Origin of the sequence: Hymenobacter sp. YC55 (genome assembly GCF_029433095.1) — a bacterium.
Taxonomy (GTDB): Bacteria; Bacteroidota; Bacteroidia; order Cytophagales; family Hymenobacteraceae; genus Hymenobacter.
The window spans coordinates 1086071-1103738 of record NZ_JARNTX010000001.1; the positions used below are offsets into that span (position 1 = coordinate 1086071).

At 55.5% G+C, this 17668-nt stretch carries 15 protein-coding genes; 4 read left to right on the forward strand and 11 right to left on the reverse strand.

The window, feature by feature from the left end; all coding sequences use genetic code 11:
- Nucleotides 1–82: 82 nt before the first annotated feature.
- The 11 genes from P1X16_RS04580 to P1X16_RS04630 form a co-directional block, all read right to left on the reverse strand.
- Nucleotides 83–706 (reverse strand): hypothetical protein, encoded by a 624-nt coding sequence (locus tag P1X16_RS04580; RefSeq protein WP_277226675.1) that lies wholly within the window; start codon nucleotides 704–706, stop codon nucleotides 83–85.
- A 188-nt stretch (nucleotides 707–894) separates the two neighbouring features.
- A complete protein-coding gene (locus tag P1X16_RS04585; protein WP_277226676.1) occupies nucleotides 895–2121 on the reverse strand; it encodes an FISUMP domain-containing protein in 1227 nt (408 codons plus the stop codon).
- Nucleotides 2122–2290: 169 nt separating this feature from the next.
- A complete protein-coding gene (locus tag P1X16_RS04590) occupies nucleotides 2291–2737 on the reverse strand; it encodes a hypothetical protein (protein WP_277226677.1) in 447 nt (148 codons plus the stop codon).
- A 294-nt stretch (nucleotides 2738–3031) separates the two neighbouring features.
- On the reverse strand, nucleotides 3032–3388 hold the full coding sequence (locus tag P1X16_RS04595) for a hypothetical protein (RefSeq protein WP_277226678.1): 357 nt from the start codon (nucleotides 3386–3388) through the stop codon (nucleotides 3032–3034).
- A 32-nt stretch (nucleotides 3389–3420) separates the two neighbouring features.
- On the reverse strand, nucleotides 3421–5391 hold the full coding sequence (locus tag P1X16_RS04600) for a PKD domain-containing protein (RefSeq protein ID WP_277226679.1): 1971 nt from the start codon (nucleotides 5389–5391) through the stop codon (nucleotides 3421–3423).
- A gap of 119 nt (nucleotides 5392–5510) precedes the next feature.
- The gene (locus tag P1X16_RS04605; protein ID WP_277226680.1) at nucleotides 5511–6431 is read right to left on the reverse strand and encodes a T9SS type A sorting domain-containing protein; all 921 of its coding nucleotides are present in this window, start codon (nucleotides 6429–6431) and stop codon (nucleotides 5511–5513) included.
- Nucleotides 6432–6640: 209 nt separating this feature from the next.
- Nucleotides 6641–7972: an alpha/beta fold hydrolase gene (locus tag P1X16_RS04610; RefSeq protein ID WP_277226681.1), complete on the reverse strand. Its 1332-nt coding sequence runs from the start codon at nucleotides 7970–7972 to the stop codon at nucleotides 6641–6643.
- A gap of 95 nt (nucleotides 7973–8067) precedes the next feature.
- Complete coding sequence (locus P1X16_RS04615) at nucleotides 8068–8394, reverse strand: hypothetical protein (RefSeq protein ID WP_277226682.1); 327 nt, start codon at nucleotides 8392–8394, stop codon at nucleotides 8068–8070.
- A 147-nt stretch (nucleotides 8395–8541) separates the two neighbouring features.
- Entirely contained in the window at nucleotides 8542–11016 is a 2475-nt protein-coding gene (locus tag P1X16_RS04620; protein WP_277226683.1) for a TonB-dependent receptor, read from the reverse strand.
- 404 nt (nucleotides 11017–11420) lie between these two features.
- The gene (locus P1X16_RS04625) at nucleotides 11421–12197 is read right to left on the reverse strand and encodes a LytTR family DNA-binding domain-containing protein (RefSeq protein ID WP_277226684.1); all 777 of its coding nucleotides are present in this window, start codon (nucleotides 12195–12197) and stop codon (nucleotides 11421–11423) included.
- A gap of 38 nt (nucleotides 12198–12235) precedes the next feature.
- A complete protein-coding gene (locus P1X16_RS04630; protein ID WP_277226685.1) occupies nucleotides 12236–13273 on the reverse strand; it encodes a sensor histidine kinase in 1038 nt (345 codons plus the stop codon).
- Between the two features lie 406 nt (nucleotides 13274–13679).
- Here P1X16_RS04630 and P1X16_RS04635 point away from each other — a divergent pair, with 406 nt between their 5' ends.
- From P1X16_RS04635 to P1X16_RS04650, 4 genes are all read left to right on the forward strand, one after another.
- Entirely contained in the window at nucleotides 13680–14558 is an 879-nt protein-coding gene (locus tag P1X16_RS04635) for a hypothetical protein (protein WP_277226686.1), read from the forward strand.
- Nucleotides 14559–16059: 1501 nt separating this feature from the next.
- Nucleotides 16060–16530 carry a hypothetical protein gene (locus tag P1X16_RS04640; RefSeq protein WP_277226687.1) on the forward strand — a complete coding sequence of 157 codons (471 nt, stop codon included), beginning with the start codon at nucleotides 16060–16062 and terminating at the stop codon, nucleotides 16528–16530.
- A 4-nt stretch (nucleotides 16531–16534) separates the two neighbouring features.
- Nucleotides 16535–17200, forward strand: coding sequence for a hypothetical protein (locus tag P1X16_RS04645; RefSeq protein WP_277226688.1), 666 nt, complete (start codon nucleotides 16535–16537; stop codon nucleotides 17198–17200).
- A gap of 277 nt (nucleotides 17201–17477) precedes the next feature.
- On the forward strand, nucleotides 17478–17639 hold the full coding sequence (locus P1X16_RS04650) for a hypothetical protein (RefSeq protein ID WP_277226689.1): 162 nt from the start codon (nucleotides 17478–17480) through the stop codon (nucleotides 17637–17639).
- The last annotated feature ends 29 nt before the right edge of the window (nucleotides 17640–17668 follow it).

Genomic DNA, 17668 nt, shown 5'->3' on the forward strand with positions numbered 1-17668 from the left:
GTGCCTGCGGTTGCTTAAGCACTACTTCGATGGCTGCTGCCATGGCTGTATTAAGTGGCCTGATGGGGGCGCTGCCGCACGCTCAAAGCCTCATGGTCAAGCCGAGCTTGAGGTAGCTTGCATCATACCCTAGCTCGGTAAATGCCCCGACTTTGTCGCTAAAGAAATAGCGGGCCCCAAGGAAGACGCCCGATTGCAGCGCCGTGTTGCTACGGGCATAGGAAGAATAGCCGGTATTGTCGGTGTTCTCGTAGCGGTACTTTTCCTGCCGAACACCCAACGAAAGGCCGGCGTAGGTGTCAAGCTTGGGGTTGTGAAAAAGGTCGTAGTGATAAGCGCTTCGCACAGCTAAGATAAGCCCGCGCCAGGCACCCTCGTACCCACCCGATTGCCAGCTGTAGCGCTTGTAGCCCAACAAGCCGCCGATGCTAATGATACCCGGACCAACCCCCGCAAACTTTCCTTTTTCATAGCTCAGGCTGATGGCTGGCAAGGTGTTCACGTTTGGAAGCGCAGTGTACTTGTAGCCAAATCCGCTGTAGTTGAGCCCAGCTCCAAGGCCTACATTCAATGCGCTTGTGTTGATAGCAAACGGCGTACTTCGGGCGCTGCCAGCAGGGACTTGAGCAACGTTGCCAGTGGACTGGGCAAGCCCAAGCGTAGAAAATCCGAAGGCCAGCAGAACAGTGATTACTTGTGTTTTCATAGAGCGAAAAGGTCCTGACGTGCCGTGTCAGGTAGTGGTTGAATAAATAGGTGCGGGCTGGTAGTACAGCCAGTGTTCTTGCAACGTCTGGCTACCAGGTTGGGCCTGCTACAACTGCTGAGTTAGCAGTTGTAGCAGGCCCGGCTGTCACTCATAGCAAACGGCTTGCCGAAGCGCGAAGCGCCGACCTACTTGTCTTTCACAAACCGCACCGGCAGGTGAGGAGGGAAGTAGCTAACAGGGTACTCGCCGAAGCGGGCGTACGTGTCACTGGGCAGTTGAATTATTTTGAAGGCAACCGGATTGTCTCGTTCATTCTTCTCCGAAGTCCACAGCAAGCAGTTCGACCCCTCGCCGTGCGGGTTGCCATCGAGTACCAGGAGGTTGCCGGGTACAGCGTTGAAGCCCGACTTGTTGTTGGCGTAGCCATCTTGCTTGAGCCAGCCAGTGCTAGCCATGAGTTGCCCCAGCAGGCGCTTGGACTGCACATCTTCGCCATCGGTGCTCTGCAGGTAGTCGTCGAAGGCAATGCCCTGCGACTTAATCAGCTTGATGTAGTCAGCCTTGGTAGGAACGCGCCAGCCGGCTGGTACTTGAATGCTCGACAGGTCCGCAAACTTCAGAAAAGTGCCGTAATGGGGTTTCGAGCCATTGGTCATTCCACCGGGGCCAGCGTAGTTCACCGACATCCACTCCTGGGTGCCAATGGTTACGGTAGGATAGTAGAGGGTACCGATTTTGACGTGCGTGCCCGATGTAGGAGGCGTGGAATACAGGCCACCAGTGTTGTCGGGAGGCGTAGTGCTGCCGCTTACTTTGCGGTATTTCACGGAGTACTGATTGCCACCATCCGTGCGCTTGGCATTCAGGTAGTTGGTGGCCGATGTAAACGTAGTGGCTTGGGGCTCAACCAACACGCTGAAGTACGAACGCAGATCTTGCACCTTGATAGGCGACTCTCTGTAGCCCGAGTACTTGTTGCTAAACACCCGCATCTTGCCGGATTGGGCGTGGAAGCGCAACGAGCGAGGCGCGGCTTGGTATTCCAGGCTGCCCACAATTCGGTAGAAGTAGCGCTTCACCTCATCGCCGGAGTTCATTACTTCGGTGGTGTATTCCACGGCGCTCTTGCCGTCGTTGGTAAACACCATGGTCCGGAATTCCTTGAAGCCCTGTTCGCCCTGAAAGGTGCCTGCATCCCAGTTGGCAGTTAGCGGCCCATCGTTGTTGTCGGCAAACCAGGTGCCGGCCATTTCTTCGGGAATAGAAGTTGTGGGGGTATCCTTTATTATGGGCTCTTCTTCGTTGGGAGGCGGCGTGGTAGTGGAGGGTTCGGGGTCGTCTTCGCGGCAGGCGCCGAGCAAGGAAGTACAGGTTGCGAGCAGCAACAACGAGTTTTTGAGGCGGAGTATCATGGAAAGGAAGGCAATGAAGGGGCTTGCTAATGAAAAGGTGATATGCCGAAGAGCCGGATTAGCTGAGGCAGGCCGAGAAGGCTGAGCGGTTTTGGAAGGCACCGCCCTACTGCCCGAGCCTACGCCCGAGCAGTATGTTGACAGGGCCCTATTTCCTGTCGCAAGGGGTTTAGTGGCGTTTCGCTTTGCCAGCCGGGGCCGCTGGTGCTACCGGAGCCGCGGTGGCAGTTGGGGCAGCGGGTGCGGCGGGTGCACTAGCCGTTGGCGCTACCGGCGCAACGGGAACAGTAGCAGTAGGTGCCACTGGCGCAGCGGGAACGGTGGCAGTAGGCGCCGCTGGCGCCGCGTAAGGAACTGTAGCAGTGGGAGCCAGCATGCGCGGGGCGGGCTTGTAGATAGCCCCGGTGGCAAAATCGACGGCGAGGCTAGGCCAGAACAGTATTACATCGGCCACAAGAGCCCCCACGCGGATTTCCCGGGAAGGCTGGCCGGGAGCAGGCGGCGTTTTTTGATAAGCCGTTACGCGGCCCCCAAACAGGGTGGCGCAGCTGGAAAGAGAGCCCGCTAGTACCGTAGCAGTGGCAAGGGTGAAGGCGAGTTTTTTAAAAGTTTTCATAGATACTGAAGGGTAAGTGGATTGAAAAAATGAGACAAAGAATTCCCTTGGCGGTCCGCAAGCCGCATTTTTTAGGTTCAGGAAAAAGGGGGTGGAACTACTACCTCACCGCGGGCCTGTATTCAATGCCGGCAGAAAAAGTAGGGTGCAAGCGGGCTTCGTTGTGGCACCAGCGTGAGGCGGTTGACGCTTACTTGCTTATCCAATGATTTCTGGATCAAAGATAATTTGGGGCCTAGGGGCTGTAAATGGCTAGTTCACTGAATTGAGGAAACCAGGGCCTGAACTGCAAAATCAATTGACTAAGGTGTTGCTGCTCTTCTCACCAGCCTTGTTTTTCAGGCGGTTAGCGCGATTTTGACTTCGTAAGCGCTGAAAAGCCAGGCGCTTGCTTGGCGCTGCGGCCGGAGCCGTGGCTGTCGAACCGGCTCGCGTATCCGCCAAGTACAGGGGCCATTCGTGGAGCCGGCGCCTGGGCAGTCTGGCGTGGTACTGAACAACTGCCTCCGGTTGTTGCGCCGCAGGTTGCTTGGTAGCCAAGCCCGGCTGGTCGAGGTGGTGCAAAAGATGGTCGGGGCGCAGATAGCCGACTGCCGCGAAGACTAGCACGCAAAGGAGGGAACGACCTAGCCCAAGCGACGAGCGAGCCATAGTGCCCGGAGATATAGCCAGCAGCAGGGCAGTTAGTGGCTGTCGTAGCTGATGTTGCTCCATTGCATCCAGCTGCCAGGCGACGTGTTAACGTAGACGCCCTGCCAGTCGCCTTGGGCGGGAGCGTTGGCAGCACCGTTGCCGTTCGAGTCGCCGCCTACTGCATCATCCTTCACGGAAGTGAACCGAATGCCCGTTCCACTCGGGTTAATTAGCTGGTCGCCGCTCTCCCGCATGATCAACTGCCGGCTGGGCAAAAACTTGATAACTACATTGTTGCCAAGCTCCAGGGTTTTGCCCGCGCCCAAGGCTATGTCGTAGAGGCTTACGTAAGCCAGTTCGGTTTCGCGCCACACCACGTTGGGCTTCTGCTTGTTGACGTCCCAGTTCACTACAATGCCCTGGTAGGTGTTTTTCTCACTGGCATTCTGGGGGTTATGAAACACGTTCGTATCGTCCAGGTCGATGCTCGGGGCAATGGAAAGGGGACGGATATTGTCGTAGAACGTGTTCTGCTGAATCACCGTGCCAGCGTTTGTGCTGTAGGCATTCAAAGCGGCGTGCGTAGTTGTTGCTACATCTTCGCCGTTGTGGGCGAAAGTGGAATTGGTTACCGAAGCCGTGGCCGCAAACAAGTCCAGCGTAGTGCCGTCCTGGCCGCCGTAGCTGAATTGGCAGTAATCCAGCTCCGAGTTTGTTGTGCCCGTAAGCGTGACCATGGTCCAGTCGCCTTTGGCGGGGGAGGTAGTCGTGTTGTCGTGGTTGGTGTCGCCTCCTACGGCGTCGTTGAGATAGGAGGTGAAGACAATGGGCTGGCTGGCCGTGCCCTTCGCTACCAGGCGGCCAGTGCCGCTAAACTGCATCTTGCCGGCTTGCAGAAACTTCACCTTCACGCCCGGTCCTAGAATCAGCGGAGCCACAAAACTGATATTGCCAACCACGTAGGGTACTTCGGTTTCGGCCCACTTCAACATAGGCGAGCTAGTGGTGCCCGGCTGCACCCAAACGCCGTTGTAATCGTTCTTTTCGGTGGGAGTAGTAGGGTTGTGGAAGGTGTTGGAGTCGTCGAGGTCGAAGAAATTGTTGATGCTGAGCGGCAGCTCGTTGCGGTAGAAGGTGTTGCCCTCAAGCACGGTGCCAGCGCCGGCCCGGCGAGCTTCCAGTACACCGGCGTTGGCGCTGCTTGCTCCGGCGTTGTTGGTAAATGCGCAGTGGCGCACGGTGCCCGTACCGGTGCTGATGCTCAGTGTGATGGCATAAGCATTGTTGCCGCCGTACTGGAAGTGGCAGTACTCGAAGCGCGAGCCAGTCTGGCCGTTCAACGTTATCTGGCTCCAGTCCTTCTTGGCGGGCCGGGTGGCGCTGCCGTCGCCGTTGGTGTCACCGCCATGCGTGTCGTCGCGGTAAGAAGTGAAGACGATGGGAGAGGTAGCGCTACCCACCGCGTCGATGCGGCCGTTGGGGTTCAGCGTCAAGCCGCTAGAAGTTGATTTGAACTTGACAATGGCGCCCGGCTGAATAGTCAGGATGTTGGAAACGCGCACGTCCTCGTTCACCACGTACACTTTGCACGGCTCCCAAGTGGTAGGTTGCGTAATGGGCCCCGTTACCTGCACCACGGCCGGGTTGGCGCAGCTAGGGGCCGGGCTGCCCACTACCACCACTCGGCTGGTAGTGTCGGTGCCGCCGGCGCCCTGCGCGGTGAGCTTGATGCGGTAAGTGCCGGGCTGCGCGAAGTTGTGCGTGAATTGCGTGGCGGCTTCCGTGCCCTGGGTACCATCGCCAAAGTTCCAGGCGTAGGAAGTAGCCCGCTGCGACGCATTCTGAATCGTGACTGGGCAGTTGCTCTGGCAACCGGCACTCGTGGCAGTGAAGGACGCTGCCGGGCGGGGCTGCGGCTCAGTTTCCGGGTTCGGGTCGGGGTCACAGGCGCTAAGTAAGGCGCTAGCGGGCAGCAGTAGCCACGTTAATCGAGGAAGGGAGCAGGGAAATACTGGTTGCATGTGGAGGAAAGGAAGGATAAGAAAAGGGCACGAGAAGGCTACAAGCGGCCAGGTAAAGCCGCAGCGTTAACAGAACTCGACTGATGGGCAGGCCACTAAAAGGCCTAATTGCTAGGGTACTACGACTTCACTAGCCGCTGCACCACCACCCCCTTGGGCGTATCGAGGCGCAGCAGGTAGAAGCCTGCCGGCTGGCTTTGCAGGTCTATGGTGCGGGGCTGGCTGGTGCGCGAATAGGCTTGGTGCAGCACTGTGCGGCCTTGGGCGTCGGTCACGGTGAGCGTTGTGCCAGCTAGCTCGGCGTTGCGCCCCGTGGTAGTTAACGTGAACAAACCCGTAGCGCTTGGGTTAGGGTATACCTGCATTTCCTTAGCCAACTGCGCGTTGTGAGTAGCGGCCACCGTGCTGGTAAAGGCAATGTTGTCGACGTACAAGGCGTTGCCGATGGTAAACTCCTCGGCCGTCGCCGATTCAATAAGCATGAAAACTGAATCGGGAGTTGCACTGGATAGGTATTCCAGGGGCAAACTCATCAAGGTATAAGAGCTAGGCGCGCTCCTAAGCAACGATTCAGCGCCGCCTATCACTTCCCGATGGCCGTTGACATACCGGGTTAGGGCCACTAGCACCTGGGCCGAATCATTGGCGATGTCGGTGCCGGTTTGCTTGTAGTGAAACTGCAGGTGGGAGGGGCGGCCCGTGAACGGCACACCCAAGAACTCCTCGGATTCCAGATCGGAAAGCGAGCCAAGCGCCAAAAAGCCTCCCGTGGCTAAACCGCCAAACAGCGCTTTGTTTTCCAGCTTCACCGCGAAGCTGCCGTTTTGCTTGTCGGAGGTTTTGCTCACGGCGTTGGTAATTACGGGTACTCCAATTGCGTCGAGCAGGTCGTCGGTGGTAGACCAGTTGACGGGGCGTTCGGAGCCGTTGCGCTGCTCCCAGTTTTCGAAGTTGCCATTGAGCACGGCCTGGGCTGAAGCTGTACCAGTGGCACTCAGGCCAAGTGCGGCCACAGCAAGAGTGTACAAAGTCTTTTTCATAAGAACTAAGGGAAAGGTTGGAGTAGGAAAGGGACTTAGGGAAGCGCCCGGCGCGTAGCTAGGGCGCAGTTTGGCGAACCCGCAAAGCGCATTCAGCAGGCGCCGAAACCTTAGCGGTAAGAGCATAACTTGCCCTTCAGCCGCGGAATAGCCGCGCTTCGCATTTGTTAATCAATAGGTTAGGAGTGCTGTCGCGCCTTGGAGTGGCGCTACACGTGCCGCTGGCTATCCAGCCAGCGCAGAATCACGGTCATGAACTCGAAGTTGCGCTCTGGATTTGCAGCCTCGGCCAGCTTCATGCTTTCTTGCTGCGTTTTAGCCTTCGCGAAGCCGTGGTCTACATTCGGCAGCAGTTGAAAGGTGGCCTGGCCTGGGTGCTCCCGATTCACGATGTCGACGAGGAGCTGGTGGTCTTCGTTGTAGGAAATGTAGTCGGCCTCGCCGCGCAGAGCCAGCACGCGGGTGTCAAGCTTCTTCCAGGCTGCAGCCAAGTTCACATCCTGCCACTGCTGAATGTAGGTGTAGTGCTGCGGAAACGAAATCAACTGCTTGGCATTCGGGTACTTGGCCAGCACTTGCGCGGGCGTCTGCTTTTCAGTGAGCAGCAGATGCAGTGCCGCCGTATATGTCTTCATCAGGGTGTTGATGGAGTCGTAGGGCAGCTGCTGGAGTTGGCTTTGGTTGCGCTTGTTTTGCACCGCATACTCGATAAAGCTGCGGCTGGCCGTGCCGTACACCACCACGCCTTTCACCGGCTCGCCCTCGGCCACCACCGGTGCCATAATGCCCCCGATGCTGAAGCCAGTAATGAAAATGTTCTGCTGATCCACGAACGGTAGTTGCTTGATGGCCGCCAGCCCCGCTTTGTAGCCGCTAGCTTCCATCTGGAAATTTGACTCCTGGCAAGGCGTGCCTTTGCTGTCGCCCATGCCGGTTTTGTCGACGCGCATGGTGGCGTAGCCGTGCCGGGAAAGCGAGTCGATGATGCGGTTGGTGACGTCGCCTTGCGTAAGGGGATTATCCACCGAGAAGCAGCCGACCCCCTGAATGAACAGCACCATCGGCACTTTCTGCTGCTTGCTGCCTTTGGGCCGCGTGATGATGGTGCGCAACTGATTGCCGCTCGCTTGCACCGACGAATAGCTGGTCTCGTACCACGGGCTGACTTCTCTAGGAAAGCCTTTGATAGCTATCTGCTTGCGGATCTTCTTGCCGTTGCGCAGCACCGTAAACGGAACTTTGTCGCCGGTGCGGTATTGTTTCAGCAAGCTCACAAACGCGCCCACTTCCGGCCCAAGTTCGGTTTTATCTACCTGCACTATGATGTCGTTGGCCTGCAAACCCGCTGCCTGCGCCGACGACTGTTCCCGTACACCCCGCACGAAGATGCCATTCTTGTTGGGCAGCTGGTAGCGCTGTTGCAGGCTGTCGTTGAGGGCCTGCAAGTTGATGCCCACATAGGGTCGCCGGGGCAGCTCTTGGGCCGAACCCAAACGAGCAACAACAGTCAGCAAAAGCAGCAAAGCAGCAGATAATTTCATGACAGTAAAGAAGAAGTGGTTGAGCGAAGTAAATAGTAACTGCAGCTACCACGCAAGGGCTATGCGAGCAGTTAAGCGCAGTGGTCGACCGGGGGTTACTGCGCCGACACGGTAGCGTCGGTGGCCGGTTGGGTTTCGCGGAGCACTTGGTACAAGGTCGCGTTCAGTTCGCTCATGGTGCGGGGCCGGATAAGGTTGCGTTTCATTACGAAGCGCTTTCCTGCCACTTGCTTTTCGTGCAGGAGCTGATGTTGGCCGTTGTAGAAGCGCACGGTAGCTTGGGTGGGGCACGAAAGGTTGGATATAAGGTTCCAGTAACCGTCCCTCACCGACACCGTTGGCCGGCTTTGGGCCGAAGCCAGGGTCGAACAAGAGAGCAGAAAAAGCGCGGCACTCCAGCGGAAAACAGCAGTCGTTTTCATGGTTGAATTTGATTAAGAGGTAGAAAATCAATGGATAAAGAGGCTTTCTGATAGTTCAAGCAGCAGGAGCCAATCCAAGCGGGTTCGTGGCGCGTTGCTGTTGGCGGCGTTTGCCCCGGCTGCATGAGCGGCGCGAAGGCGCTGGCTCTATTGCCCGGCGCGGCTCTTTTCTTCTTCGGCACCACCGGCGCGGCGGCGCGTGGGCGCTACTTTGTCGTTGCCGAAGCGGTAGCTGAACGAGAGTGTTGCTACGCGGGAGTCGTTGCGCTGGTAGATGCGCTCAGCGTAATTGTCGTAGGTGGAGGTAGCGCGTATTTTGCGGGTGTAAAGCAAGTCCGCTACGGCCAGCTTGATAGTACCTTTACGCTCCCAAACCGACTTCTGGAGACCCATAGTCAACTGTCCGTAGGGCCGCACCATAAAGAAGCCGTAGCGGTCTTTGGCTTGGTAGCGAGCGTTCAGCTCGGCACTCCAGGTCTTGCTTAAGGTGAAGTTGCTGTTGCTGGTGAAGTTGAAGCTGCTGCGCCCGGCATCAAGCGATGTACCCGCAATGCTGCCTACAAACTGGTTGTAGTAAAACACCCCCGTGTTGTGCATGGTCCACCACTTGGCAAGCTCTACTGGGGCCGTAAGCGTGAAGCCCACGTGCTGCTGCCGCCCCAGGTTCACCGGACGTGCCACCACTGTGCTATCCGACTCGGGCTGTACCACGTTGATAATCGGCTGATCGGTGCTGCTGTAGCTCAGGCTGGCGCTGAACTTCTGCTTGTAGGTGTGCCCAATCTCGAAGTTGTAGCTGGTTTGCGGACGCAGCTCCGGATTGCCGGCCCCCGAAGTGGTAGGGTCGATGATAACGCGGAACGGGTTGAGCTGCCCATAGGAAGGCCGGTCGACGCGCCGGCTCACCGACAACGACACCTCGTGCCGGTCGTTCAGGGTTTGCCTGAGGCCCGCGCTAGGAAACAGCTGGAAATAGTCGCGCTTGAAATCCTGGCTGCCAATCGTTTGGCGACCAACTGCCGCGGTATGCTCGCCCCGCAGGCCAGCCTGCACGTTCAGCTTGCCCACCGTCTGGTTGAAGCTCACATAGGCCGCCGTGATGTTCTCGTCGTATTTGAAGCGGTTGGTGCGACTTGCATCCACGGTGGTTTCGCCGTTGGTTGTTTGCGTGAATTGCACGTCGTTGTCGGAAAGTACCCGGCTGGCTTTGGCTCCGGCCTCTAGGCGGGCGTTTTTCGAGAGAGGATGCGTGTAGTCAACTTTAGCCGATTGAATGGTTAGTTCACCGCGCTGGTCGCCGCTCAGCAGCACCGTCGGGCGGCCCGACAGCTCGAAGTACGTGGTCAGGTCCTGTGGCCGGCGCGAGGTGTAGCGGGCGTAGTCGGCATCGGCGGTTAGCTCGCGGCTGCCGCTGGAATCCGGCGCAAATGTGTGCTTGAAGTTGAGGTTGGCCGCCACGTTGGGCGAGTTGAACCCGCGAACAGAAACCGCCCGGTACGAGTCGGAGGGGTTGCCGGCTTCGTCGAACAGCGAAGTGCGGGTGGTGCTTTCCCGCAGCGGAGCCTGGTTGTCGAGGCCGCTAACTACCGCGCCCAGCACCGTTCTTTCACCCAGGTTATAGTCAGCGCCAGCTTTCCAGGTATGCGAGCGGTTGCTGACGTTCTGAACGCTGACCTGAGAAATGCTGCTGGCTAGTGTCCGCTCTTGGTCTTGGCCCTGGTAGAAGTTGCGGTCAATATTGAGCTTTTCCACGCCGTTGCGATTCCCGTAGGCGTAGGAGCCAAACAAATTCAGGTTCTTGTGCCGATGATTCAGCGTCAGCCCCGATGTGAACTTGCCGTACTGGCTGCGGCCGTAGCTGGCATTGACGGTACCATTGCTGCCCTGGCGCTGGTCTTTCTTGAGGTTGATGGCAATGATGCCAGCACTGCCTTGGGCCTCGTACTTGGCGGGTGGGTTGGTAATCAGTTCGATACTTTTCACCTGGTCGGCGGGTAAGGCACGCAGGTAGTCGGCCAGTTCCGAGCCTGTCATGGGCTGGCGCTTGCCATCAATGAGCACCATGACGCCCTGCTTTCCTCCCAACGACAGGTTGTTGTTGCTATCCACAGTCACGCCGGGCGAGCGGGTAAGTACATCGAGCGAACTGTTGCCGGCAGCCAGCGTGCTGCCTTCCACGTTCACTACCGTGCGGTCGGCGAGGCGCTCGAACGTTGGGCGCTGGCCCAGCACCGTTACCTCTTTCAGGGCCGTAGCGCCACTGGCAGGCAGGGTAAACGGGGGCAGCGTCACGGCTTGCGTTGCGGTTGCTGCATCGAAGGGCTTGCTCCACTGCCGCACAAACCCTACCTGCGACGCCGATACCAGATAATGCCCGGCCGCGGCGGCTGTTAAACGAAAGGCACCTTTGTCGTCGCTGAATTCGGTGGCCACTACCGTTGAGTCGGTGGCGCGGTGCAGCGTGATGGTCGCAAATTCGAGGGGTGCACCCGCGGCAGTGCGCACGCTGCCCACAATGCCAGGCTGGCTTTGCGCTTGGGCCGTGCTGCCCGCTGCCAACAAAAAGAACGTGAAGCTCCAGCCGGAGGCGGATGTGGAGCGGAAGAGTAGCAGAGGGTTCATAGCAGTTGGCTGTTGATAGGGTTGGCCAAAAAGACTTAGACATCAGTCGGGCGGCGTCTTGGACCTGTGTTGTTGCAGGCCGTTTTCGCTGTTCTCGCTGCTGACTGTTGTAAAAGTATTTGGCCCCCTCACGGCCGGAAATCACTTCCTGCTTGAATTGAGAAAAGCGCTGCTTGAATTGTAGAATCTCTATTCTCTAAGTATTTCGAAAAGGCTATACAAGCAGCAGGATTTAGCGTGTTCCTATCGAAGTCTGCTGTTTCAGCACAGGCTTTTTTGCTTTACCTGCAGCTGGTTGGACCTTACGCGTAGCAGGCACCAACAAAAAAGTCCGCTGGCGCGGACTTGATTGTGACCCTGCAAAGGCATGGCCAAGCTTTACTTGCCGTAAACGGTAAGGGCGATTATTTGCCCATCCAGGTTTTGAAGGGCGTCAGCTTTTCCCGGCTTACAATCACCTCTTTATCAATGGCCGGTTTGAGCTGCAGCGCCAGCCGGTTGCCGAAGTAGGGCTGAATTTGCTCTACGCTGTCAATAGCTACCAAAAACGAACGGCTGATGCGGAAGAAGCGGCTTGGGTCGAGCATGGCTTCTAGCTCGTCGAGGGTGTAGTCCACGGCCATCTTCTTGCCGTCGAAGGTCTTGAACAAGTTCAGTCGCTCGTCGCTGTAGAAGTAGGCAATCTGCGGTGTCTCGACGGAAACTAGCTTCTGCGCGTACTGCACCAAAAACCGCTGGCGGTACTCCTTGGGTTGCAGCTGCTGTAGCTCCCGGATCAGGCTGCTTACATTCATCGTCGGCTCCGTTGCGGGGCCCTGGTACAAGGCTTTCACCTGCGAATACTTGTCGAGGGCGGCCCGCAGGTCGTCTTTCTGAATAGGCTTGAGCAGGTAATCTATGCTGTTGACCTTGAAGGCCTTGATGGCATATTCGTCGTAGGAAGTGGTAAACACAACCGTGCTTTTCACCTCGGTTTCCTCGAATATCTGGAAGCTCTGACCATCGGCCAGCTCGATATCCATCAGAATCAGTTCTGGGGTCGGGTGTGCATTCAGCCAGTTCACGGTTTCGCGGATGCTGCCAGCCACGCCCACTACTTCGGCCGTGGGCTCCACGGCGGCCAAAGTCCGAGTGAGCTTCTTGACGGCCATTTCTTCGTCTTCGACGATCAGGATTTTCATGAGAAAGAACTCCGAAAAGGGAGCAGCAAAATAGTGAGTTAGTGACTCGGCTGAATAAGGGGAATCGTGACCAGAAACTCGGTTTCGGTCTGCTGCACTTTGATATTGGGCTGTTTGAGCAAGCTGAACTTGCTAGCAATGTTGCTAAGCCCGACTTGGTTGGAAGCCACTTTCTGGACCTTTTTCTGCAGGTTGTTTTTCACCGTCAGTTGCCCGTTGTTTTGGGTACTGATGTGCACCGTAAGGGGGTGGTCTTTGTGAATGACGTTGTGCTTCACCGCGTTTTCCACCAGTAGCTGCAAGGTCAGGGAGGGCAGCAAACGTTGCTCGTCGCTTGGCTCGATGGCCAAGTTTAGGTGCAGACTGTCGCCGTAGCGGGTCTTGAGCAGGTGGAAATACGAGCGGATGAATTGCAGCTCCGTAGCCAGGTTGGTTAGCTCGTTTTCATTGTTGCGGAGCAGGTAGCGGTACACCTTGCACATCTCATCCAAAAATTCCTCGGCCTTCTCGGCATCCTCACTGATGAGGTAAGACAGCGTGTTGAGGCTGTTGAACAGAAAGTGCGGATTGACCTGCTGCTTGAGGCTGTCGAGTTGCGTTTGCAGGTTTTCTTTCTTGAGCTGCTCGGTTTCCTTCTCCGCCTGTAGCAGCCGCGAGAAATAGTATACGGCCTCCTGAATGCCCGTAATTAAAAAGGCGATAATCACGCTGCTCTGAATGGATTGCTTGAACGCTGCCGCGTTGTACGGCTTGTGGTAGCCTATTACATTGACCAGCCACATCAGCACCCAATCTTGTAGCACGTTGAAAACCCAGCACAGCGGAATAATGAACAGCAGACGCGTCCGAACCTGCTTTAAAGCGGGAAAATGACGTTGAAACTTGATAATAATCCAGCGGTCTACTTCCCAGGTAATAGCAGAGCTGATCAGGGACTCCAATAAGATTTTAGCGGAATCGAGGGTGAAGAGGTGATCAAAGACGTTGAGAGCATAGCCAGTTATAATCACGAAAAAGGCGATGCCGCTAACGCGGATCCACCGGTCATCTAACTGTTCTGCAGGCTGGGCTGGCATGAGTAGGGGCTTATTTATCAAATATAAACTTCCAGCTAGGCTAGGCAAAAGCCAATGCTGCATGATTTGACGGAACCAAGGGTTGAATTGAGGAAAAGCAGGTGTTAACTGCTAATAGCTTCACCCCTTAATTCGAGCAGCGCCACTGCTTCCAAATGCTAGGTTGTGCAAAGCGCCTTTGTCGGGAAGCGGCTTCTACTGTCACTGCTTGCCGTAGTCGATGTTGCGGTTGAAACATTGAAAAATAGAGTTGAAGCGCTGCTTCCCTCAACTCGTGGGTTTGGGCTTGTGCTAGCTGCCTTCCGCCAAGATCTTAAGCTACCCAACTTTATCTGCGACTTGGCTGAAACGCTGTAGGGCACTGTAGCTCGGCGTCGTGCCATCGCGCCCACTTCGTTTTCACTTTATGCACAAGCCTAGCGTTCTGTTGCTTTTTGTAGCTTTCAATTACCTGAGCTACCCCGCGCCGTCTACTACCACCACAGACAGCCGTCCGTCAGATTATCAAACCCTGGTATCAGCGGAGCGTAATTTTGCCGAATTCACTAGCAAGTATGGTATCAAGGCCGGATTCACGCGTTATTTAGCCGACGAGGCGCTAGTTGTGGTGAAAGGCCGCTACCAGTTCGGCAAGCCTTTATACGAGAAGATGCCCGATCAACCAACCGTGCTTTCTTGGAGGCCTGTGTATGCCGACATAGCTGCCTCTGGCGATTTTGGTTACACGACAGGTCCTTTCGAGGTAAGGCCCCGGGCAGTCGATGTGCCCAGTGCTTTCGGGCAGTTTACCAGCGTTTGGCACAAAACCAGCACAGGAGAATGGAAAGTTGTAGCCGATGTAGGCATCTCGCACCCAGCCCCCAACCAGCCAGCGCCGGCCTCTCTGATTGATCTAAACGCTACGATAAAGAAGCCTTTGGCCGTTACCGATACGGCTGTTAGCCAAAAAGACTTATTAGGTGCAGACGCCGGTATGAGGCAGGTGGCTAGTTCCTATTCGCTCGGGGCGGCTTACCAGAAAGTGCTAGCACCCACAAAAGCTGTACGACTGTATCGAACAGGCAGCCAGCCATACGTGGGGCCAGCCGCCACAACCTTTGCGACCACGCAAACGGGTCGCGCCACCTACACGTCCGTAAAAGCAATAACCTCTGCCTCCGGCGACTTAGGCTTCACCTACGGTTACGCCCAGTACCAGCAGCTAACCGGCTCTTTTCTGCGCATCTGGAAACGAGACAATAACCGCGTCTGGAAATTGGTACACGAAGTAGCAGACTTGCACTAGCCATAGGGTGACTAGTTGCTTTCCTAGTAGTGTTGACAGTGCTAAGTACATATAATCCAGTGTGCTATGTGTTTTTGCTGCCACTGCTTCGTCCACACGTTAGGGGACTATAGAGCCCAGGATTGCTCCCGCGTGGACAAGTACTAATCTTTCCAGGCTTTACTCTATTGGAATTGTAATTGTAGAAAAACGCAGTGTGCCCTCAGGGAGGTAAGCAAAACGGCAACCTGTTTTGCTTACCTCCCTGAGGGCACACTGCGTTGAACAAACAATGAGCAGCCAGCAGGCCCCGCAAGTCAAGGAAAATCCAACTATGCGAGTTGTTGGGGTAACTACTGTTTAAAATGGCTTCATGGGAGAGGTGTGTTGATACGCTACCTCAATGGTGTTCAAAGCTTGGTTACTAAAAGAAAGGTTGAAGCTATTTCCTATGTTTTTCGTCCTATAGCCTACTTAGCAAGTAATTATAGGCATCAGAAAATTGTTTGCTGCAAGAGTGGCAGTGCATCTCTGCTTACCCTCGTGGCTTAGCACAAGCCACGAGGGGCAAGTCAGCACTAATCAGTTTTCATTCAAGGCGGAAGATGGATAGCCGCTTCGCTCTAAAGCTTCTCTGTCGAGTTGCAAATGAGTTGGTGAGAACACCACGCGCCAGCCTTTATAGTTGGTTGATGAATTGTTGAGTTTGCGCAAATCGCGGTTAGCGAATACACATTCAGATCTACGCCAGGTAGACATTAATCGGAAAAAGAGGGGATCAGGGAGTTTCATGAATACGAGTCTGTAAGGTTGGGGTAGGAGGGCAGTGCTCTTTCCACAACGAAAAGACTTGCGTGGGCTACTCGCTCGGTTGATAACCAGTTGAAGCGAAGCCACTAGTTCTAAGGCTTGACCATATTGAGTAGCCAACCAGAAGAGCATAGTGAGCCCTTAGTAGTACACCACCGTGCCCGACGAAGACACGCCGACACGGAGTGCGCTAAAAGCACAACAGGTTTAGAGGTCTCCTAAAAGGAAAGAGAAATGCAGCTCCAAGCAACAAAGCGGGTATATACCCTCCAAATGTGACTACGACCGATGCTCAACGCAGTGCCGAGAAAGGCGTAGCTTAAACCCAGCACGCAATACTGGGGTGCAGACAAATGTCTGCGGCGGTGCCGCAGGGACATAACCTAGAAAGCTCAGTATGTAGTATACCGGCCGAGTAGTTTCGGCTAAACAGATTTCGCGGCATTAAGCCCGTGCGGCACGATTCACATTGGAGTAGATGGCGTTAGTGTGTGCCTAAGATATAAGGTGTATGAATAATACACAAGTGATATAAGTATTTTAATTGATTCTTGTAGTATTCTATTTTGCACTTCTATTTAATATGCCTAATCTTAGACCTATGAATTAAAAGGATATAAATCAAACCGCACATTTAGTTCTTATGCTTGGTGGCAGGTCACCGGGCCTAACAATGCGACGGGCTTGCTTGCCCGCGAACACGCAGAATGTAGTGGCCAGCAATCTGATTGCAGGCTCTAATCAGTTCGGATTTAAAATCACCGACAACAAGGGTGCGGAGTCTGCAGAGGACTTTGTAATAGTGACGGCGAATCCGGCGGTGCCGGTGGGTTCCACCTACCAGGTAATGGTGGAAACCGACAGTACGGGCGCTTCGCAGGAGCGCAACGGCTCCCCCAATGCATTCTTGGAACAACTTCATGTACGGTTGGCTAACCAGCCGCAGTACACAGGCTGGCTGGACTTTGGCTTGGGCGGCGACACTTGGACGAAAGGCGACCCGTTAATTCAAATGAACTCGGTTGCCCAACGCGCTGAGGTGCTGAGCGGTAAAAAACAACACGGCCACCAAGTACATTCTGTTTCTGTACGCGGGCATAAACGAGCTGCAATATGGGGCGAGTGCACAAGCGGCATTAGATGCCCAAAAGGCACAAGTCGCTTTCTATCAGAGCCAAGGTAATTTAGTGATTGGCAACACCATTACTGGTACGCGCAGCCCGCTTAGCCCCGAAAACTCGGAATTCTGGACACGCATCAAACAATACAATAACCTGCTGCGCGCCGACTTCAATGCCGAGCAAAATGCTACGGTGTTGATGGATATACAGACGCATCCGCAAATGGGCGGCTACGACGGGCCGCTTAGCACAACCTACTTCCGTGACCTGATTTACTATACCGATGCGGGCTCGACCGAGATAGCCAATTTTGCCGAACGCGCGTTGCCATTCGCCGTGTTAGGTATACGCCACGTTATTAATTTCTCTGGTACCAGCGCCACGGCGACCCTCGATGCGCCGGATGCCGCTCCCGTGTACACCTTCTTTGACGCTGCCGACTGCCCCAATGGGGCCTTGGGCAATGGCTGGCTCAATGAGGCCATGTTTGTCATTGAAAACGGCAAATTCAAAGCGGTAAGCAAATTTAGTTCCGCACATATGGTGCGGCCTTCCTCCGAGGGCGGCAACCGGCAACGGGGCACGGCCCGTGTCGTGTGGACGGGTTCGCATAAGCCCTACGGCCTGGTGTGCCGCTACTGGGCAGGGGGTAACTATTACATGGCCTATTTCGTGGATGCAAACAAGTTTGTCAACATCGGCGTATTCCGGACCAACGTCTCACCGGTGTAACACAGTTTACTTTCCAAAGCAATGTCAACTCGGAGCCAATAACTGTCAGTACCACTTACAGCGTAAGTTTCGTTGCGTTTGGTGACCGCATCCTCGCTTCGGTGCTCTCGGCCATGGCTCCGTGGTGGCAGGCGTAGATGTGACTGATTCGTCGGCGGAAAAGCTCACCACTGGCACCTGCAGCCTCACCTGCGGTGATCTGGGCGTGGAGTATGAGGATTTCTTCACGACAGACGTATAGAGTGGGTAATAGGTTATATTTGCCTGCTCTATGCATATGAAAGCGCTGCGTGAATTTTTGACAATTATGTTAGTTCCGATAACGGACTTCCTCACGAAGCGGCACGGCCTGCCGTCTACCTTAAGCAAGGAGCAGCAAGCGGAATGGGATGAATATGATGCTCAGCAGTGGCAGGCTTCGTACGCGTTAAAAGAGTAGTAACTGTCCCACTAGTCTTGGCCGTCACA